General features: G+C 59.7%; 13 protein-coding genes. 3 read left to right on the top strand and 10 right to left on the bottom strand.

All coding sequences use genetic code 11. The features are described 5' to 3' along the window. Positions 1–63 precede the first annotated feature (63 nt). From F8197_RS09895 to F8197_RS09860, 8 genes are all read right to left on the bottom strand, one after another. Complete coding sequence (locus F8197_RS09895; RefSeq protein WP_193333384.1) at positions 64–1284, bottom strand: tetratricopeptide repeat protein; 1221 nt, start codon at positions 1282–1284, stop codon at positions 64–66. Between the two features lie 71 nt (positions 1285–1355). Next, entirely contained in the window at positions 1356–1784 is a 429-nt protein-coding gene (locus F8197_RS09890) for a biopolymer transporter ExbD (RefSeq protein ID WP_026637470.1), read from the bottom strand. Positions 1785–1842: 58 nt separating this feature from the next. Further along, positions 1843–2271: a biopolymer transporter ExbD gene (locus tag F8197_RS09885; RefSeq protein WP_026637469.1), complete on the bottom strand. Its 429-nt coding sequence runs from the start codon at positions 2269–2271 to the stop codon at positions 1843–1845. A gap of 6 nt (positions 2272–2277) precedes the next feature. Continuing rightward, entirely contained in the window at positions 2278–3216 is a 939-nt protein-coding gene (locus F8197_RS09880; protein WP_152882032.1) for a MotA/TolQ/ExbB proton channel family protein, read from the bottom strand. Between the two features lie 88 nt (positions 3217–3304). Further along, complete coding sequence (locus tag F8197_RS09875; protein ID WP_152881689.1) at positions 3305–3970, bottom strand: energy transducer TonB; 666 nt, start codon at positions 3968–3970, stop codon at positions 3305–3307. Positions 3971–4515: 545 nt separating this feature from the next. Beyond that, positions 4516–6090, bottom strand: a complete 1575-nt coding sequence (locus F8197_RS09870; protein WP_373996829.1) for a SpoVR family protein — start codon at positions 6088–6090, stop codon at positions 4516–4518. Beyond that, complete coding sequence (locus F8197_RS09865) at positions 6087–7364, bottom strand: YeaH/YhbH family protein (protein ID WP_152881688.1); 1278 nt, start codon at positions 7362–7364, stop codon at positions 6087–6089. Before F8197_RS09865 ends, F8197_RS09870 begins: the two co-directional genes overlap by 4 nt. 34 nt (positions 7365–7398) lie before the next feature. Then, on the bottom strand, positions 7399–9321 hold the full coding sequence (locus F8197_RS09860) for a PrkA family serine protein kinase (protein WP_152881687.1): 1923 nt from the start codon (positions 9319–9321) through the stop codon (positions 7399–7401). Between the two features lie 447 nt (positions 9322–9768). On the opposite strand from F8197_RS09860, the gene F8197_RS09855 reads away from it, so the two are divergent. The 3 genes from F8197_RS09855 (at position 9769) to F8197_RS09845 (ending at position 14573) form a co-directional block, all read left to right on the top strand. Further along, a complete protein-coding gene (locus F8197_RS09855; protein WP_152881686.1) occupies positions 9769–10782 on the top strand; it encodes an adenosine deaminase in 1014 nt (337 codons plus the stop codon). A 6-nt stretch (positions 10783–10788) separates the two neighbouring features. Next, the gene (locus F8197_RS09850; protein ID WP_152881685.1) at positions 10789–13326 is read left to right on the top strand and encodes an ABC transporter permease; all 2538 of its coding nucleotides are present in this window, start codon (positions 10789–10791) and stop codon (positions 13324–13326) included. A 140-nt stretch (positions 13327–13466) separates the two neighbouring features. Continuing rightward, positions 13467–14573 carry a PAS domain-containing sensor histidine kinase gene (locus F8197_RS09845; RefSeq protein WP_152881684.1) on the top strand — a complete coding sequence of 369 codons (1107 nt, stop codon included), beginning with the start codon at positions 13467–13469 and terminating at the stop codon, positions 14571–14573. Here the strand turns inward: F8197_RS09845 and F8197_RS09840 are convergent. Together F8197_RS09840 and F8197_RS09835 are read right to left on the bottom strand one after the other, a co-directional pair. Beyond that, positions 14529–15605 carry a response regulator gene (locus tag F8197_RS09840; protein WP_056140800.1) on the bottom strand — a complete coding sequence of 359 codons (1077 nt, stop codon included), beginning with the start codon at positions 15603–15605 and terminating at the stop codon, positions 14529–14531. The two genes, F8197_RS09845 and F8197_RS09840, sit on opposite strands and share 45 nt — an antisense overlap. 2 nt (positions 15606–15607) lie before the next feature. Beyond that, positions 15608–16888 (bottom strand): sensor histidine kinase KdpD, encoded by a 1281-nt coding sequence (locus F8197_RS09835; RefSeq protein ID WP_152881683.1) that lies wholly within the window; start codon positions 16886–16888, stop codon positions 15608–15610. Between the last annotated feature and the right edge of the window lie 162 nt (positions 16889–17050).

The following is a 17050-nucleotide window of genomic DNA, read 5'->3' as shown; positions in this document are numbered from 1 at the left end:
TACGAGAGTACGCTGAGCAACGCAAAGGCGATAGGCAGTCGCGCAGTAGGTTTTAGAGTTCCTTTAGGCGTGGTTCAGGCTGATGGTCCAGTAACGGGCCAGGTCGGCGGTGCCGTCCGTGCCTTTAACCGTCTTGAAGGTGGACAGCGCAGCAGCTTTCTTGCCGGCGATCGACTGGGCGATACCGTAGTGCAGCTTGATGGCTTCCGGATTGCGGCCGGTACCCAGCTTGACAGCTTGATCCATCAGCGCCAGGCCCTTGTCGGCTTTACCGGACGATACCAGGGCGTAACCGAGGTTGGCCAGCGCGTCTGCATCCTTGGCCTTGGTCGCTTCGGCTTCAGCCGCAGCCAGCTTGCCGTCGAACTCAGCCTGGGTTTTGGTCGCCAGGTCTTTCAGGCGCTGGTGGCGCGGCGCGTCGGAACCGGTGCCCAGGGCGCCTTTTTTGTAGCCTTCGTTGATGATTTTCAGTGCTTCAGCCGGATTGCCGGTTTGCAGCGACAGCTGGCTCATTTCCATGTATTCGGAAGGCTTGGTCAGCAGGCCGTTGGCCAGGCGCAGACGCAGCACGTCGAGCGACAGCGTGGACGAGTAGCCAGGCTTGGTCTGCACGCGTTGCAGCAGGTCGGCCCAGGTTTGTGGCTTCGGATAGCTGGCAGCCATGCGTTCCAGGGTCTGGACGTAGCCGGTCTTGTCGTTCTGCTTGAGCTGGATGTTGGCCAGCATGCCCAGTTGGGCTTCGTTCAGCGTCTTCTGCGACGACAGTTCCTTGGCTGCTTCAGCGTACTTGCCGCTGATGTAGTAGGTCTGGATCAGCAGTTCTTTCATGGCGCCGTCACTCGGATTGTCCTTGAGCGCGCGCTGGATCCAGGTAATCGCTTTCGGATAGTCCTTGATGCGGTAGTAGATACCGGCCAAGGCCTGGGTGAATTTTGGTTGTTCGGCAGCGGACAGCTTGCCGGAGTTGATCACGCTTTCGAATGCCTTGGCGGCGGTGTCGAAGTCGCCTGCGGCCGACGCGGCGGAGGCGCGCGTGCGTTCGATCAGGTACGTGTCGTTGGCGGATTTGTTACCGACCGAGTCGGTTTCACGCAATTTTGCGAGTGCTTCCTTGTTCTTTCCTGCCGCAGCCAGTTTCTGTGCTTCCTGCAATGGTTTGCCGATTTCAGCGCGCACTGTTTCGGCTGCGAAGGCAACCGACGAAAAACCTGCCAGGGGAGCTGCTGCAGTAAAACCAATAGCGGCCATTACCAGGCCGAGATGAGCGAGACGAAACTTGGTCATGGGTAAGTTTTCTTTCTTCAAAATGCGAAATAGGCAGGAATGGTCCTGCCTATCGTTGAACATAGAACTAATTATTGGAACTGCTCGTTGCCGACCAGGCCAATCTTGGTCACACCGAGACGCTGAGCCGAAGCCATGACTTGTGCCACGACTTTGTACTCAACCAGCTTGTTCGGACGCAGATGCACTTCCGGCTGGTCAGCTTGCGCTGCGACATCGGCCAGTTTCGCTTCCAGGGTACCGCGGTCAGGAATGACGTTGTTATCCCACAGAATCGTACCGTCGAAATCGACGTCAATCGTGATGACCACTGGTTCCTTGGTCGATGGCGGCGGCGTACCGACCGGCATGTTCAAGTTGACCGAGTGGTTGGCTTTCGGAATCGTAATGATCAGCATGATAATCAGCACCAACATCACATCGATGAGGGGCGTCATATTCATTTCCATCATTGGTTCCGGATCCGCGCCTGCGGATGGGGAGCCGACATTCATACTCATGATGTTTCCTTTTTAGAAGGGCAGGCCTGGAGACCAGGCCTGCGGTGCACGGGTGGGTTTAACCCCGGTCAGGCGGTTCGGTGATGAAACCGACCTTCTGAATACCAGCGCGCTGGGTCGTGTAGATTACTTTGCCGATCGCTTCGTAGCGTGTTTCTTGGTCGCCACGAACGTGAACTTCCGGCTGCGGCAATTTCACGGCCTCCACCTTCAGAAAATCGAACAACTCATTGGTGTCCCGCATTTTCTTCTGATTCCAGTAGATGTCGCCATCCTTGCTTACCACAATGTTGACATCTTCCGGTTTGGTCTGAATAACCTGGTTGTTTTCTTCTGGCAGCTTGATCTTGATCAGCTTCAGAACAACCGGGCTCGTGATCAGGAAGATAATCAGCAGAACCAACATGATGTCCACGAGGGGCGTCGTGTTGATTTCTGACATGACTTGATCTTCGTCTCCGCTATCGGAGCCTACGGACATCGACATGATTAATTACCCAATCTTTTTAGCGGCCATACGGGCAGCGTCGGAGGTGGACATTGCGCCCGAGATCAGCACGGAGTGAACGTCAGCCGAGAACGAACGGACATCTTCCATCGCGGTTTTGTTACGACGTACCAGCCAGTTGTAACCCAGAACAGCAGGAACCGCCACGAACAGACCGAAAGCGGTCATGATCAGTGCTTCACCAACTGGACCTGCAACTTTGTCGATCGATGCGTTACCCGACATGCCGATGGCGATCAGTGCATTGTAAATACCCCAAACGGTACCGAACAGACCGATGAACGGTGCGGTCGAACCAACGGTTGCCAGGAACGACAGGCCGTCTTGCAGACGCGATTGAACTTTGTCAACAGCGCGCTGGATCGACATGGTCACCCAGGTCGACAGGTCGATTTGTTCCAGCAGGGCGCCGTCGTGGTGCACGGTTGCCTTGGTGCCGGTTTCAGCGATGAAGCGGAATGGCGAGCCTTCTTTCAGCGAAGCCGAACCTGCAGCGATCGACGAAGCTTTCCAGAACTTGGCGCTGGTTTCTTTCGATTGCTTGAAGATCTTCTGTTGGTCGATCAGCTTGACGATGATGATGTACCACGAACCCATCGACATGATGGTCAGGATGATCAGGGTAGCGCGCGATACGAAACCGCCGTCCCAAACTGCTTTGAAGCCGTATGGGTTTTCAACTTCTTCGTGGCCAGCGGCGGCGCCGTGGGCTGGAGCTGCGTCTGCTGCTGGAGCTGCTGCGTCGGCGGCTGGTGCTGGTGCTGCTGCATCCGCTGCTGGTGCTGCTGCCGCATCCGCTGCTGGTGCCGAGGCTGCAGGGGCAGTCTCTTGTGCGTAAGCTGGAGCGCTGACCAGGGCGGCAGTTGCCGTCATGGAGAACATTACAGCGGCCAGTACAGCGGACAAACGGGTATTCTTAAACATGCTTCCTCCAAATTGATAAATAATCAGATCGCTGAACGTAATTGACAACGAAACTTACTTAAGTTGAGACGGTGTTGCTGCCTCGCTTTTACTCCAGCTTCCAGACATATTGCATCTGCATCCACGCTTCCGTCGGCTTGCCGTCCGTCAGACCCGGTTTGAATTTGCACTTGCTGATGCCTACTACCGCTGCTTTGTCCAGATCGCGGAAACCCGAGGTTTTCACGATTTTGGAGTCGGCGACGCGACCATCGGCGGCGATCAGGAACGACAACGTCACCGTACCCGTTTCTTCATTACGCAGCGACGATTTCGGCCACTCTGGCAATGCGCAGGTGGAGAAGTCGGCTACTGCTGCCACGTTCGGTGGACCCGAGCGTGCAGGTGCAGGCGTTGGCGCCGGTTGTGCCGGCGGCGCCTTCACGATTTCCTTCGACGGCGGCGGCACGTTGGTCGCGTTGACGATCGTGTTTTGCGGCGGCGGCGGTTGCTGCACGTTCACCTCGACTGGCGGGATGAATGGCGGCGGTGGAGCCTTCATCTCTGGCGGCGGTGGTGGTGGTGGGAGTTCCTTCGGAGGAGGAGGTGCTACTTCCTCGATGATCTTGGTCTCCACCGGAGCAACAAGCTTGGCGACCAAGCGAGTGCCCAAGCCCGAAATGATCCCCCAAGCAACCAGGGCGTGCAACAAAACGACAATGGTAATGCCTGTAAAGTTCTTCCCGGTACTTTTTTCGTTGTGCGTGAAATTCATGCCTGCTTTCTCCAATACCAACTCTTTTTGTTGCTACTAAACCCCAAAATGGCGACATAAAACAACAGCCGCATCCGGGACGTCGGCGAATTATACATACGAATTCTTGATTTTACATAGAATTTTCATCCCTAAAACCGGTTAAATTTCGTCGGCTTTTCCTGTGTGTTAGCGCTCCCTTTGCACCAATATAGTACACGCGAGCGCCCCTTGCAGTGCACAATTGGGGCAAGCCCCTCAGTGACATTACTTAGTTTTCCCTTAAGCGCATTTGCGGAATTTTATGCGTGTAACTTTACTACGCACAGTCGATAATTCGGTCGCAGATGTTTCTTGAGTGAAACTGCAAGTTACCAGGTACTACAAAATGGTGCAGAAAAATGTTGACTTCTTTCTGCGGCCATGCATTCCCTAAAAAAGAAACCGGGTATCGAAGCTTTCGCTTCTGAACCCGGTCTTGTTCCATGCAAGAGCCGTGCCTGTTTAAGGGGCCCGTTCATGCCTAGCATAACAAGCACACTACAGAGATGTCCTGTAGTTGTCAGTCAAAAGCGTGAGCGTTTCTCGCGTTTAACCTCCATCGCGCTGATTACTTCTCCGTTGGGCCCCGTTGTCTCGAGGTGGACATCGAACCCCCACAGCCGCGCTACGTGCTTGAGTACCTCGCCGGCCTGCTGGTTGAGCGGCCGGCGCTGGAATTGCGTGTGGCGCAAGGTCAATGCCCGGTCGTCCCGGGTGTTGACCGACCAGACCTGGATATTCGGTTCTCTATTGCCGAGATTATATTGTTCTGCCAGCTGCTGGCGCACGTAACGATAGCCGAGGTCGTCGTGGATGGCGGAGATGGCCAGTTTCTCGTTGTGATCGTCATCGAGCACGGCAAAAAAGTGGAATTCCCGTATCAGCTTGGGCGACAGGTACTGGGCGATGAAGCTCTCGTCCTTGAAGTTGCGCATGGCAAAGTCCAGCGTCTTGCGCCAGTCGCTGCCGGCTATGTCGGGGAACCAGGCTCGGTCCTCGGCAGTGGGGTGCTCGCAGATGCGGCGGATGTCGGTCATCATGGCAAAGCCCAGCGCGTACGGGTTGATGCCGTTGTAATAGGGGCTGTGCACCGGCGGCTGGTACACCACGTTGGTATGGCTCTTGAGAAATTCCATCATGAAGCCGTCGCCAATCACGCCCTCGTCGTACAACTGGTTGAGGATGGTGTAGTGCCAGAAGGTGGCCCAGCCCTCGTTCATCACCTGGGTTTGCCGCTGCGGATAGAAATACTGACTGATTTTGCGCACGATACGCACCATTTCGCGCTGCCAGGGTTCCAATAATGGTGCATATTTTTCGATAAAGTAGAGCAGGTTCTCTTCCGGCTCGGGCGGAAAGCGCTTGGCCGACTTGTTGACTTCCTCTTCCTCGCGCCGTGGCAGAGTGCGCCACAGTTCGTTGATCTGCGATTGCACGTACGCCTCGCGCTCTTTCTGGCGCGCCCGTTCCTGCGCCAGCGACAGCTTGGCAGGCCGCTTGTAGCGATCGACGCCGTAATTCTGGATTGCGTGGCACGAATCGAGCAGCAGCTCGACCTCGTCGATGCCATAGCGCTGCTCGCACTCGGCGATGTAATTCTTGGCGAACACCATGTAATCGACGATGGCCTCGGCATCGGTCCAGGTGCGGAACAGGTAATTGCCTTTAAAGAAAGAGTTGTGGCCGTAGGCCGCGTGGGCGATCACCAGCGCCTGCATGGTCAGGCTATTTTCCTCCATTAAATAGGCGATGCAGGGATCGGAGTTGATGACGATCTCGTATGCCAGGCCCATCTGCCCGCGCTTATAGCCTTTCTCGGTGCTCAGGAAATGTTTGCCGAACGACCAGTGGTTGTACGAGACCGGCATGCCGACCGACGTGTAGGCGTCCATCATCTGCTCGGCGGTGATGATCTCGAGCTGGTTGGGATAGGTGTCGAGGCCGAAGTTTTCGGCCACCCGGCGGATTTCGGCGTGGATTTGTTCGATCAGCTCGAACGTCCATTCCGACTGCTCGGGCAGGGCGTTCGGATGGCGCGACGTTGGTTCGCGGTCGCGCGGGCCCGGCGTGGGCGTGGCGGGGTGCGTCATATCGTTCATGATTTTGCCTGCTTTTTAAACAGTTCGCGAAATACCGGGTAAATGTCGGCCGGCGTGACGATTTTTTGCATGGCAAAGTGGGGATGGTGATCGGGCACCTGCGAATACTGTTCCCACAGGTTTTGCGGCGGCCCGTCGGTGATCTCCACGTAGGTGTAATACTGCACCTTGGGCATGATGGTGTTGGTGAGCAACTGCCGGCACAGCACCGAGTCGTTGTCCCAGTTGTCGCCGTCGGATGCCTGTGCCACGTAGCTGTTCCAGCTGCCAGCAGCGTAGCGCTCGTCGATGACCTTGTCGAGCAGGTGCAGCGCCGACGACACCACCGTGCCGCCCGATTCGCGCGAGTGGAAAAATTCTTCCTCGTCCACTTCGGACGCAGCCGTATGGTGGCGGATGAACACCACCTCGATCTTGTCATACACGCGTTTCAGGAACAGGTACAGCAGGATGAAGAAGCGCTTGGCCGTGTCCTTGCGGGTTTCGTCCATCGAACCGGAGACGTCCATGATGCAGAACATCACCGCCTGCGTCATCGGTTTCGGTACCTTGATGCGGTTGCTGTAGCGCAGGTCGAACGGGTCGATGTAGGGGATTGCCGCCAACCGCGTGTGCAGGTGGTGGATCACCTTGCGCAGCTCGGCCACCAGGATCGAGTCTTCGAGGTCGGGTACCGGCTTGTCCAGCAGCGCCTGCAGTTCCTCTTGCGCTTCGGCCAGCCGCTTGCGCGAACTGCCGCCGACGGCAATGCGCCGGCCCAGCGCCCCGCGCAAGGAGCGCAGCACGTGGATATTGGATGGTGTGCCGGAAATGTTATAGCCGGCGCGCTGGTTCTTGAACTCGGTGGTGGCGGTCAGCTGGGTTTTGACCATGTGCGGCAGTTCAAGATCCTCGAAGAAGTAATTCATGAATTCTTCGCGCGACAGCTCGAAGATGAAATCGTCTTCGGTCATCTGGTCGCTATTGCCGGCCTTGCCACGGCCGGCGCCCCCGCCGCCCTTGGGCCGGGTAATCTGGTCGCCCTTCTGATATTCCTGGTTGCCGGGGCTGATGGTTTCCCATACCCCGCCATGAGCATGGCCGAACGATGGTTCGCCCACATCCTTGACGGGAATGGAAACTTTCTCGCCGCTTTCGATGTCGGTGATGGAGCGCCCCTTGATGGCGCGCCCCACCGCATCCTTGATCTGCGATTTGTAACGGCGCAGGAAACGCTCGCGGTTGACTGCGGATTTGTTCTTGCCCTGCAAACGTCGGTCGATGAGGTGACTCAAAAGATACCCCCTTGGTCTATGTGGGCTCCGCCGGTTACGACGACTTACGTACTCGCAAGTACCATTCGCACAGCAAGCGAACCTGCTTGGCCGTATACCCTTTTTCCACCATGCGCGCGACGAAGTCCGCGTGCTTGTTGGCGTCCTCGGCGCTGGCCTTGGCATTGAACGAGATCACCGGTAGCAGTTCCTCCGTGTTCGAGAACATTTTCTTCTCGATCACGGTGCGGAATTTCTCGTAGCTGGTCCACGCCGGGTTCTTGCCCCCATTATTAGCGCGCGCACGCAGTCCGAAGTTGACAATCTCGTTGCGGAAGTCTTTCGGGTTCGAGATGCCAGCCGGCTTTTCGATCTTTTCCAGCTCGTTGTTCAGCGATTCGCGGTCGAAACTCTCGCCGGTATCGGGATCGCGGAATTCCTGGTCCTGGATCCAGAAGTCGGCAAACGTCACGTAGCGGTCGAAAATATTCTGGCCGTACTCGGAATAGCTCTCCAGGTATGCAGTCTGAATTTCTTTGCCGATGAATTCGACATACCGCTGCGCCAGGTGTTCCTTGATATACGACAGATATTTTTGTTCGGTTTCCGGCGGGAACTGCTCTCGTTCCACCTGTTGCTCCAGCACGTACAGCAGGTGGACCGGGTTGGCCGCCACTTCGGTATTGTCGAAGTTAAAGACCTTGGACAGGATCTTGAAGGCAAACCGCGTGGACAGCCCGTTCATGCCTTCGTCCACGCCCGCGTAATCGACGTACTCGTGCATCGATTTGGCCTTGGGATCGGTGTCCTTGAGGTTTTCGCCGTCGTACACCAGCATCTTGCTGTACACGCTGGAATTTTCCGGGTCTTTCAGGCGCGACAGGATGGCGAACTGCGACATCATGCGCAGGGTGCCGGGCGCGCACGGCGCCGCAGCCAGCGACGAGTTGGCCAGCAGCTTGTCGTAAATCTTGATCTCGTCGGTAATGCGCAGGCAGTACGGCACCTTGACGATGTAAATCCGGTCAAGGAACGCTTCGTTGTTGCGGTTGTTACGGAAGGTTTTCCATTCCGACTCGTTGGAGTGGGCCAGGATGATGCCGTCGAACGGAATTGCGCCAAAGCCCTCGGTACCCTTGTAGTTACCTTCCTGCGTGGCCGTCAACAACGGGTGCAGCACCTTGATTGGCGCTTTGAACATCTCGACGAATTCCATCAGGCCCTGGTTGGCCAGGCACAGGCCGCCCGAGTAGCTGTACGCATCGGGATCGTCCTGCGAATAATCCTCGAGCTTGCGGATATCGACCTTGCCGACCAGAGACGAAATATCTTGGTTGTTTTCATCGCCCGGCTCGGTTTTGGAGATGGCGATCTGTTTCAGTACGGACGGATAGCGCTTGACCACGCGGAACTGGTTGATGTCGCCGTTGAACTCGTGCAGGCGCTTGACCGCCCACGGGCTCGGGATGTTGCGCAGGTAGCGGCGCGGAATGCCGTAATCTTCTTCAAGCAGGGTGCCGTCTTCGTCCTCGTTGAACAGCCCCAGCGGCGATTCGTTGACCGGCGAACCTTTCAGGCAATAGAACGGCACATGTTCCATCAGCGACTTGAGCTTTTCCGCGATCGACGATTTACCGCCACCAACCGGGCCCAGCAGATACAGGATCTGCTTGCGCTCCTCGAGGCCCTGGGCCGCGTGGCGGAAGTAGGAGACCACTTGTTCGATCACTTCCTCGGTGCCATAGAATTCGCGAAAGGCCGGGTAAATCTTGATGACCTTGTTGGCGAAGATGCGCGAGAGCCGGGTGTCGTTGCGGGTATCGACCAGGGTCGGTTCGCCGATGGCAGCGAGCATGCGTTCGGGCGCACTGGCGTAGGTGAGTCGATCTTTCTTGCACAGGTCGAGATATTCCTTCATGGACATCTCTTCCTCTTTGGTCCGTTCATACCGTGCAGCGTAGTTGTCAAAAATGGTCATTTGAATGTCCTTTGATGATGTAAACCTACTAGTCACGGGTCAGGCAGCAAGGCTGCCGTGGCCCTGGATCGGTGCGTACTTGCTGAGTATTTTTCTTTTTGATCAGCTTCTGTGAGCGTCCTCGGAGTAGCACGGATTGCCCGTGGCTCTGAGCTGACTTTATCGCCGGTGGACGGCTTTTATGTGTTGGTCGTAAGGCTTCTTACGTCTATGAAATTTATTATTGCTCTATTGGTGCAGGAAGTCAAAAGATATGTCGTAATATCGTTAATACTCTTTCGTAAAGCTTTGATTTAAAAGAATAAAATTCGATAAAACTGCACGTTTCGCATGGACTTTTCCGCAATTTTTACCGCCATTTATGCCACAGTATCACGCTTGCGCGCAGCGTGCGCTAAGATGCCCAGTCATACGCATCAATCTCGTCATCTGTAACAGGAACTCATCATGTTGAATACCCAATTGCGCGGCGTGCTCGAAGGCATGCCCAAGGCCGAACTGCACATCCATATCGAAGGCTCGCTCGAGCCCGAACTGATCTTCGCGCTGGCCGCGCGCAACAACGTCGCGCTGCCGTACGCCTCGGTCGAAGACCTGCGCGCCGCGTACGCGTTTACCGACCTGCAATCGTTCCTCGACATCTATTACGCCGGCGCCAGCGTGCTGCTGCACGAGCAGGATTTCTACGACATGACCGCCGCCTACCTCCAGCGCGCCGAGGCGGACAACGTGCGTCACACCGAAATCTTTTTCGATCCGCAAACCCACACCGCGCGCGGCGTGCCGGTCAAGGACGTCATCGACGGCATCCACCGCGCCTGCCAGGACAGCCCGGTCAGCGCCACGCTGATCTTGAGCTTCCTGCGCCACCTGTCGGAAGAAGACGCGTTCGCTGTGCTGGAAGAAGCGCTGCCGTACCGCGACAAGTACATCGGCATCGGGCTCGACTCGTCCGAGCGCGGCAATCCGCCGGAAAAATTCGCCCGGGTGTTTGCGCGCTGCAAGGAACTCGGTTTCCGCCTGGTGGCCCATGCCGGCGAAGAAGGTCCGCCGGCCTATATCGAAACCGCGCTCGACGTGCTCCAGGTCGAGCGCATCGACCATGGCGTGCGCTGCCTGGAAGACCCGGCTCTGGTCGAGCGCCTGGTGCGCGAACAGATGGCGCTCACCGTATGCCCGCTGTCGAACGTCAAGCTGTGCGTGTTCCCGGCCATGGCCCAGCACAACCTGCTCGAACTGCTCGACGCCGGCGTCAAGGTCACCATCAACTCGGACGACCCCGCCTACTTCGGCGGCTATATGAACGACAATTTCATTGCCACCTTCGAAGCGTTGCCGCTGGGCTTGTCGCACGCGCAGCGCCTGGCACGCAACGGCTTTGAAGCGGCGTTCCTGCCCGCAGCGCAAAAACAGCAACTGCTGGCCGAAGTTGACGCCTATTTCGCCTCTCTCCCTTTTTAAACCAACATGATCAAACTCGCCCTGAGCATGACCGCGCGCGACTGGCGCGCCGGCCAATTGCGCTTCCTGCTGATCGCCCTGACGGTAGCCGTCGCGGCCCTGTCCGCCACCGGCTTCTTTGTCGATCGCCTGCGTAGCGGCCTGGACCGTGATGCCCACCAACTGCTGGGCGCCGACGTGGTCGTCAGCACCGACTTGCCGGTGCGTCCCGAGTGGCGTGCCGAGGCGCTCAGGCGCGGGCTGGTGGTAACCGACACCGTGGTCTTCCCCAGCATGGCCACGGCAGGCGAGGGCGAGCAGTCGCAATCGATGCTGGCCTCGCTCAAGGCGGTCGGTCCCGGCTACCCGCTGCGCGGCCGGCTCAAGCTCACCACCGATGCCGCCCAGGCCGAGCAAAGCGAAGGCGCGGGCGCCGCTGGCATCCCCGCGCCGGGCACGGTCTGGCTCGATGCCGGCCTCCTGGGCAGCCTGGGCACCAGCGTGGGCGGCCAGGTCAAGCTTGGCGACAAGACGTTTACGGTCGCTCAACTGATCGCGTCGGAACCCGATCGCGGCGCCAACTTCCTGGCGTTCGCGCCGCGCGTGATGCTGGCGCTGGCCGATCTCGAAGCGACCAACCTGATCCAGCCCGGTTCGCGCGTGACTTACCGCCTGCTGGTGGCGGCACCGCCATTGTCGAAAAATACCGCAGCCGAAGCGGCCGCGTTCCAGCAATGGATGCAGGACACCATCAAACAGGCCAACCTCAAGGGCGTGCGGGTTGAATCGCTGGAAAATGGCCGCCCCGAAATGCGCAACACGCTTGACCGCGCCGACCGTTTCCTGTCGCTGGTCGGCCTGCTGTCGGCCATGCTGGCGGCAGTGGCCGTGGCCATGGCTGCGCGCCGCTTCATGCAGCGCCACCTCGATGCCTGCGCCATGCTGCGCTGCCTGGGCCTGACGCAAAACCAGGTCACCGCGATGTATTTGTATGAATTCCTGCTGGTTGGCCTGGCCGGCAGCGCCATGGGTGTGGCGGTCGGTTTCGGCGCCCACTACGTGCTGCTGGAAGTGCTGGGCAAGCTGGTGGCCGCCAATTTGCCGGGTCCCACCATCTGGCCGGCGCTGCAAGGCCTGGCCACCGGCATCCTGCTGCTGGCCGCGTTCGCATTGCCGCCGATTTTGCAACTGCGCAAGGTGCCGCACAACCGCGTGATCCGCCGCGAGCAGGATGCACCGCAGGTGGCGGCATTGGCCACCTACGGCCTCGGTTTCGCCGGTTTTGCATCGCTGCTGTTGTGGCAGGCGGGCGACGCCATGCTGGCGCTGTACACGGCGCTGGGTTTCGTGGCCGCCTTCGGCGTGTTCGCGCTGGTGGCGTGGCTGGGCCTGAAAGCGCTCAAGCCGCTGCGCGGCGCCATCGACCATCAAAGCTGGCGCTTCGCCATCACCTCGCTGCAACGCCGCCCGGGCGCGACCATCGTGCAGGTGGTGTCGCTGGCGCTGGGCATGATGGCGCTGCTGGTGCTCACCGTGGTGCGCGAAGACCTGATGACGGCCTGGCGCAACGCCACGCCGCCCGATGCGCCGAACCGCTTCATCATCAACATCCAGCCCGAGCAAAAAGACCAGATCGCCGCGCGCCTGCAATCGGCCGGCGTGGCCTATGCGCCGCAGTATCCGATGATCCGTGGCCGCCTGGCCGCCGTCAACGGCCAGCCGGTCACGGCCGAGACGTACACCGAGGACCGCGCGCGCGGCCTGGCCGACCGCGAATTCAACCTCTCCACCATGGCCACCATGCAGGCCGAGAACGAGATCGTGGCCGGCAAGTGGTTTACCGACGCTCCCGGCGTGGCCGAAGCGTCGGTGGAGGAGGGCATCGCCAAGACCCTGCGCTGGAAGGTCGGGGACAAGCTCAACTTCAATATCGCCGGTTCGCCGGTCGAGGTGACGATTACCAGCCTGCGCAAGCTCGAATGGGGCTCGATGCGGGTCAATTTCTTCGTCATCATCAACCCGGCGGCGCTCACCGAAGTGTCGCAAAGCTGGATCACGGCGTTCCACCTGCCGGGCCAGCAGGGACCGGTGATGAACGCCCTCACGCGCGACTTCCCGAACCTGACGATCGTCGATGTCGGCGGCTTGCTGCGCCAGGTGCAGGCCGTGCTCGACCAGGTGGTCACCGCGATCGAATTCCTGTTCATCTTCACGCTGGCCTCCGGCTTGCTGGTGCTGTATGCCGCGCTGATGGGTTCGCAGGACGAGCGCACCCGCGAATCGGGTCTGCTGCGCGCGCTGGGCGCCACCCGGCGCCAGTTGTCGCAGGCACAGCTGATCGAATTCACGCTGGTGGGCGCGCTGGCCGGCGTGCTGGCTGCCACCGGCGCCGCCGTGATGGGCTGGGCGCTGGCCACGTACCAGTTCAAGTTTGCCTGGGCCTTCTCGCCGTCGGTGTGGATGGTGGGCTTGCTCGCTGGCGCTGTGTGCGCGATTGCCGGCGGCTGGCTCGGTTTGCGCAGCGTGCTGCGCCAGCCGCCGCTGCAAACCTTGCGCGAAGGCTGACGCAGACGCATTGACCGGGCAGGGGGCTGGCGCCTCCTGCCTTGCGCGCCGGCGCTGCGAAGTATTGTAGAATCGGCCCACCAACAGGATGCCCCGCCCCCGCTTCCTTTCTTTACCCCTGAGAAGCGACCGTCCACACCATGTTTGATTCCATCTGCGCGACCTATACCGGATCTGACGGCGAACTGAATCGCGACCTGTTCAGCAGTTCTGTCGATTGCATTAAAATTCTCGACCTGCAAGGACGATTAGGTCAGCTCAATCCGGGCGGGGTGGTGGCGCTTGAGCTGAGCGCACCGGAACAGATACTTGGCAAGACCTGGTGGGAATTCTGGCCCGAAGACGCCCGCATGCTGGCACAAAACGCTTTCGAAAGCGCCAAAAACGGCAAGGTCAGCAAATTCAACGCCTTTTGTCCCACCGCCCAGGGCACGCCGCGCTGGTGGGACGTGGTGGCCAACCCGGTGTTCGGGGCCGACGGCCAGGTGCGCGAAGTGATGGTGGTGTCACGCGACATGACCGAGCTGTTCATGGCGCGCCAGGCGCTGCACGACGCTGACCTGCGCAAGGACGCCTTCCTGGCCACCGTGGCGCACGAGTTGCGCAACCCCATCTCGGCTGCGCACAACGCCACCGAACTGTTGAAGCTCAAGGCCTTCGACCACGTCCGCACCGCCGAACTGGCGCAAATGGTGCAGCGCCAGCTGGGCCACATGAGCCGGGTGGCCGAGGACTTGCTCGATACGACACGCATCCGCCGTGGCGAAATCCGCCTGACACTGGTCCGGCTCGACATGCGCACCGTGGTGGCCGACACCGTGGAGCAATTACAGTCGGCAGTGCAGGCCAAGCAGCATCGCCTGACGGTCGATATCGATGCCGCGGCTTGCCTGGTAATGGGCGACCACATGCGGCTGGTACAGGCGGTGGGCAATGTACTGGGCAACGCGGTGCGCTACACGCCCGAGGGTGGCGTCATCGCGCTGGCGCTGCGCCGCGCCGGCGACATCATCACCGTGCGCATCACCGACAATGGCATGGGCATCCCGGCCGAGCGACTGGGGACTATTTTCGACATCTACAGCCAGGTCCACAAGTCCACCGAGCGCAAAAGCGACGGCCTGGGACTGGGCCTGTCGCTGGTACGGGCGCTGGTGGACCTGCATGGCGGCACGGTGGCTGCCGCCAGCGCGGGCGTGGCGTCAGGGAGTTGTTTCACGATCACGCTGCCGGCCGCGCCGCGTTGACGTGACGCTGGCCGCCGCGTTGGCCAGTTCGCGCTCCTGGCGCAGGAACTCGGTATAGGCCAGCGGCGGCTGCGCGTAATAGTGCGGCGGCAGGTCGAACAGCGCCCAGTAATACGTTTCGCGGCCCTGGCACACTTGGGGCGTGGCGCAATAGCGTTGCCAGTTGTCGCCCATGTGGCGCGCATACATGCCGTCGCCATCCACATCCGAAAAGAACGGCAGCACGCGCCGCGCGCCCAGGGCGTCGAGCAGCGACTGCGGCGCGTCGCTGTCGCACGCCATCTCGTATTGCGCTGCCATGCCTTGCTCGGTTTCGATCATCATCAGCCGGGTGCGGCCGAACTTGTCCAGGAAGACGATGCCGGTGGGGTTGGCGAACAGGTAGTGTTCGATGAAGCCCAGGTCCTGCTTGAGTCGCTGCACCTGCAAGGCCAGCACCGGGTCGCCGAGGAAGTGGTAATTGTGCAGCAGCACCAGCTCGCGCAAGGTTTCCGACTGGTCGGTGAAATAGCGCCGTTGCAGCGTGGTGAGTTCGAGTTCCAGGATATCGAGCGCGTGGTCGTCGCTTTTCTGGATGTAGCGGTCGATCAGGCCGCGGTTGAAGGCGCTCACCGCGATCTTTTCGTCGGCGGCGCCGGTAAATAAAATTTTCTTGCACGGCAGGTCGCTCACCAGCTCGCAAAATTCCAGTCCATTCATTTGCGGCATCGAGTAATCGACCACCAGCACCGACGGCGTGGCAAAGCGCTGCGGCTGGCCGGCGATGCGGTAGATCGCATCGATATCGAGCGCCACGTTGAACTGGTCGCCTGGCTGGTTCTGGGTATCGAAATTCATGTGCAGCGGTGGGGGCGGCGGTGTGCCGCGCCGTCCGTGGTCGCCGTGGCGCAGCCAGTGCAGCGCCGTGGTGGTGTCGTGGAAGGTCTTGCTGGCGTGGATGGGGTCGAGCTGGAACGCCAGGCTGCGCAGGAATGAATCGCTGTCATCGACCAGCACGGTCAGGGTAGGGTGGGTGTAGAGAGGAAGTGACATGATTATTTTGCCAGTGATGGCTGCTGGGGAAATTCGAGGATGAAGATGGCATAGGCGCTCTCGCGCGAGATGCATTCGATGGTGGCGCTCCAGGCATCCATGATTTCCTGGCACAGCGCCAGGCCGATGCCGGCGCCGTTGTGCGGCGGGAACGAGTAAAAACGGTGGAAGATCAGCGGCATCTGCTGCGCCGGAATGCCGCAGCCGGTATCGATGAACAGCAGGCGCGGCGGCGCATGGCCGCCATCAACGACGATCCGCACCCGGCCCTTGCCGGCGCGCTGGATGGCTTTCAGTGCATTCCTCAGCAGGTTCAGCAAGATCACCACCGACAGCTCGGACTGGCCGGCAAAACTGAAATTGCGGCGTACCTCCAGCGCCACCAGCTTTTGCTGGCCGGCGTTGACGAACGGGTAGCGCTTGAGCACCGCCGCCACCACCGCTTCCATCGATACCGTCTCGATCGGCCGCAGGCTGCGCCGCACCGCCGTGGCGCTGAGCAGGAACAGGTCGATCATGTGGTTCATGTGGCGCACCTCGAACTGGATCCGCGCCAGCGCGTCGACGGTGCCCACGCGGTCGGCCGGCAGCGGCCCCGCACTTTCCGAGCACATGCGCAGCAGGCCGCGCACATTGGCGTCCACGCTGGTGAGCGGCGTGCGCAGTTCGTGCGCCACGGTCGCCAGTCCGGCGCCCAGTCCCGCCAGTTTTTCCTGCGCCAGTACCTCGCGGCTGATCTTGGCAGCAGCGAGCACGGCAATCGTGAACCAGTGGATCGGCAACTGCTGCAATACCAGCCGGCTGCCGAGGACGGCGGTGTCGCCCACCATGGCCACCGCTGCCACCGCCGCCGCCGTGCCGATCAGGTAAGCCTTGACGGCGACGCTGGTGTCGAAATGGAACAGCACGATCAGGCCGATCAGCAGGGACTCGCTCCACACGCCGGACGCATGATTCATCAGGAACATGAAGGTGAAGAAGAACGGGAAGATGTAGCTGAGCGTGACCAGCAGGTACAGGTCCAGCATGCGGCGGCTGAACTGGCGCGCAAACAGGCCGATCGCGCACAGCACGATACCGACCAGCCGCAGCGGCAGGCTCTCGTATTCCTGCGGGAAAAAGTGCTGCCAGATCACGTAGTACAGCGGCATGGCGACCGTGCCGATGCAGGCCAGCAGCAAGATGCGCACGGTGGCATGGTCTTCGCGGCCATGGTATTGGAGCAGCGACTGCAGCACGCTCGTCTTCCAACGCTTGAAGGATTCTTGCAGTGGTTGCTTCATGGCAAGGATTTACTTGTCTGTGAGACTTATCATCGCCCGGATTTGCAACGCACTCTGGCATATCAAATAGGTCGTTGATTTTGATCAACTGGTTTGGGATTTTTATGCATCAAGGTGCGAAATAGTTTCATAAAAAAACACAACCATTTCAAAACAGGAAAA

The organism is Duganella sp. FT27W (assembly GCF_009295655.1).
Lineage (GTDB): Bacteria > Pseudomonadota > Gammaproteobacteria > Burkholderiales > Burkholderiaceae_D > Rugamonas > Rugamonas zoogloeoides.
This window is presented reverse-complemented; position numbering and strand designations above follow the sequence as displayed.

What these genes read in the sequence shown, in the direction of transcription:
- F8197_RS09840 (WP_056140800.1), bottom strand. Translation starts at nt 15,605, where the DNA reads ATGTCACTTCCTCTCTACACCCACCCTACCCTGACCGTGCTGGTCGAT.
- F8197_RS09880 (WP_152882032.1), bottom strand. Translation starts at nt 3,216, where the DNA reads ATGTTTAAGAATACCCGTTTGTCCGCTGTACTGGCCGCTGTAATGTTC.
- F8197_RS09850 (WP_152881685.1), top strand. Translation starts at nt 10,789, where the DNA reads ATGATCAAACTCGCCCTGAGCATGACCGCGCGCGACTGGCGCGCCGGC.
- F8197_RS09885 (WP_026637469.1), bottom strand. Translation starts at nt 2,271, where the DNA reads ATGTCGATGTCCGTAGGCTCCGATAGCGGAGACGAAGATCAAGTCATG.
- F8197_RS09860 (WP_152881687.1), bottom strand. Translation starts at nt 9,321, where the DNA reads ATGACCATTTTTGACAACTACGCTGCACGGTATGAACGGACCAAAGAG.
- F8197_RS09845 (WP_152881684.1), top strand. Translation starts at nt 13,467, where the DNA reads ATGTTTGATTCCATCTGCGCGACCTATACCGGATCTGACGGCGAACTG.
- F8197_RS09875 (WP_152881689.1), bottom strand. Translation starts at nt 3,970, where the DNA reads ATGAATTTCACGCACAACGAAAAAAGTACCGGGAAGAACTTTACAGGC.
- F8197_RS09895 (WP_193333384.1), bottom strand. Translation starts at nt 1,284, where the DNA reads ATGACCAAGTTTCGTCTCGCTCATCTCGGCCTGGTAATGGCCGCTATT.
- F8197_RS09890 (WP_026637470.1), bottom strand. Translation starts at nt 1,784, where the DNA reads ATGAGTATGAATGTCGGCTCCCCATCCGCAGGCGCGGATCCGGAACCA.
- F8197_RS09855 (WP_152881686.1), top strand. Translation starts at nt 9,769, where the DNA reads ATGTTGAATACCCAATTGCGCGGCGTGCTCGAAGGCATGCCCAAGGCC.
- F8197_RS09870 (WP_373996829.1), bottom strand. Translation starts at nt 6,090, where the DNA reads ATGAACGATATGACGCACCCCGCCACGCCCACGCCGGGCCCGCGCGAC.
- F8197_RS09835 (WP_152881683.1), bottom strand. Translation starts at nt 16,888, where the DNA reads ATGAAGCAACCACTGCAAGAATCCTTCAAGCGTTGGAAGACGAGCGTG.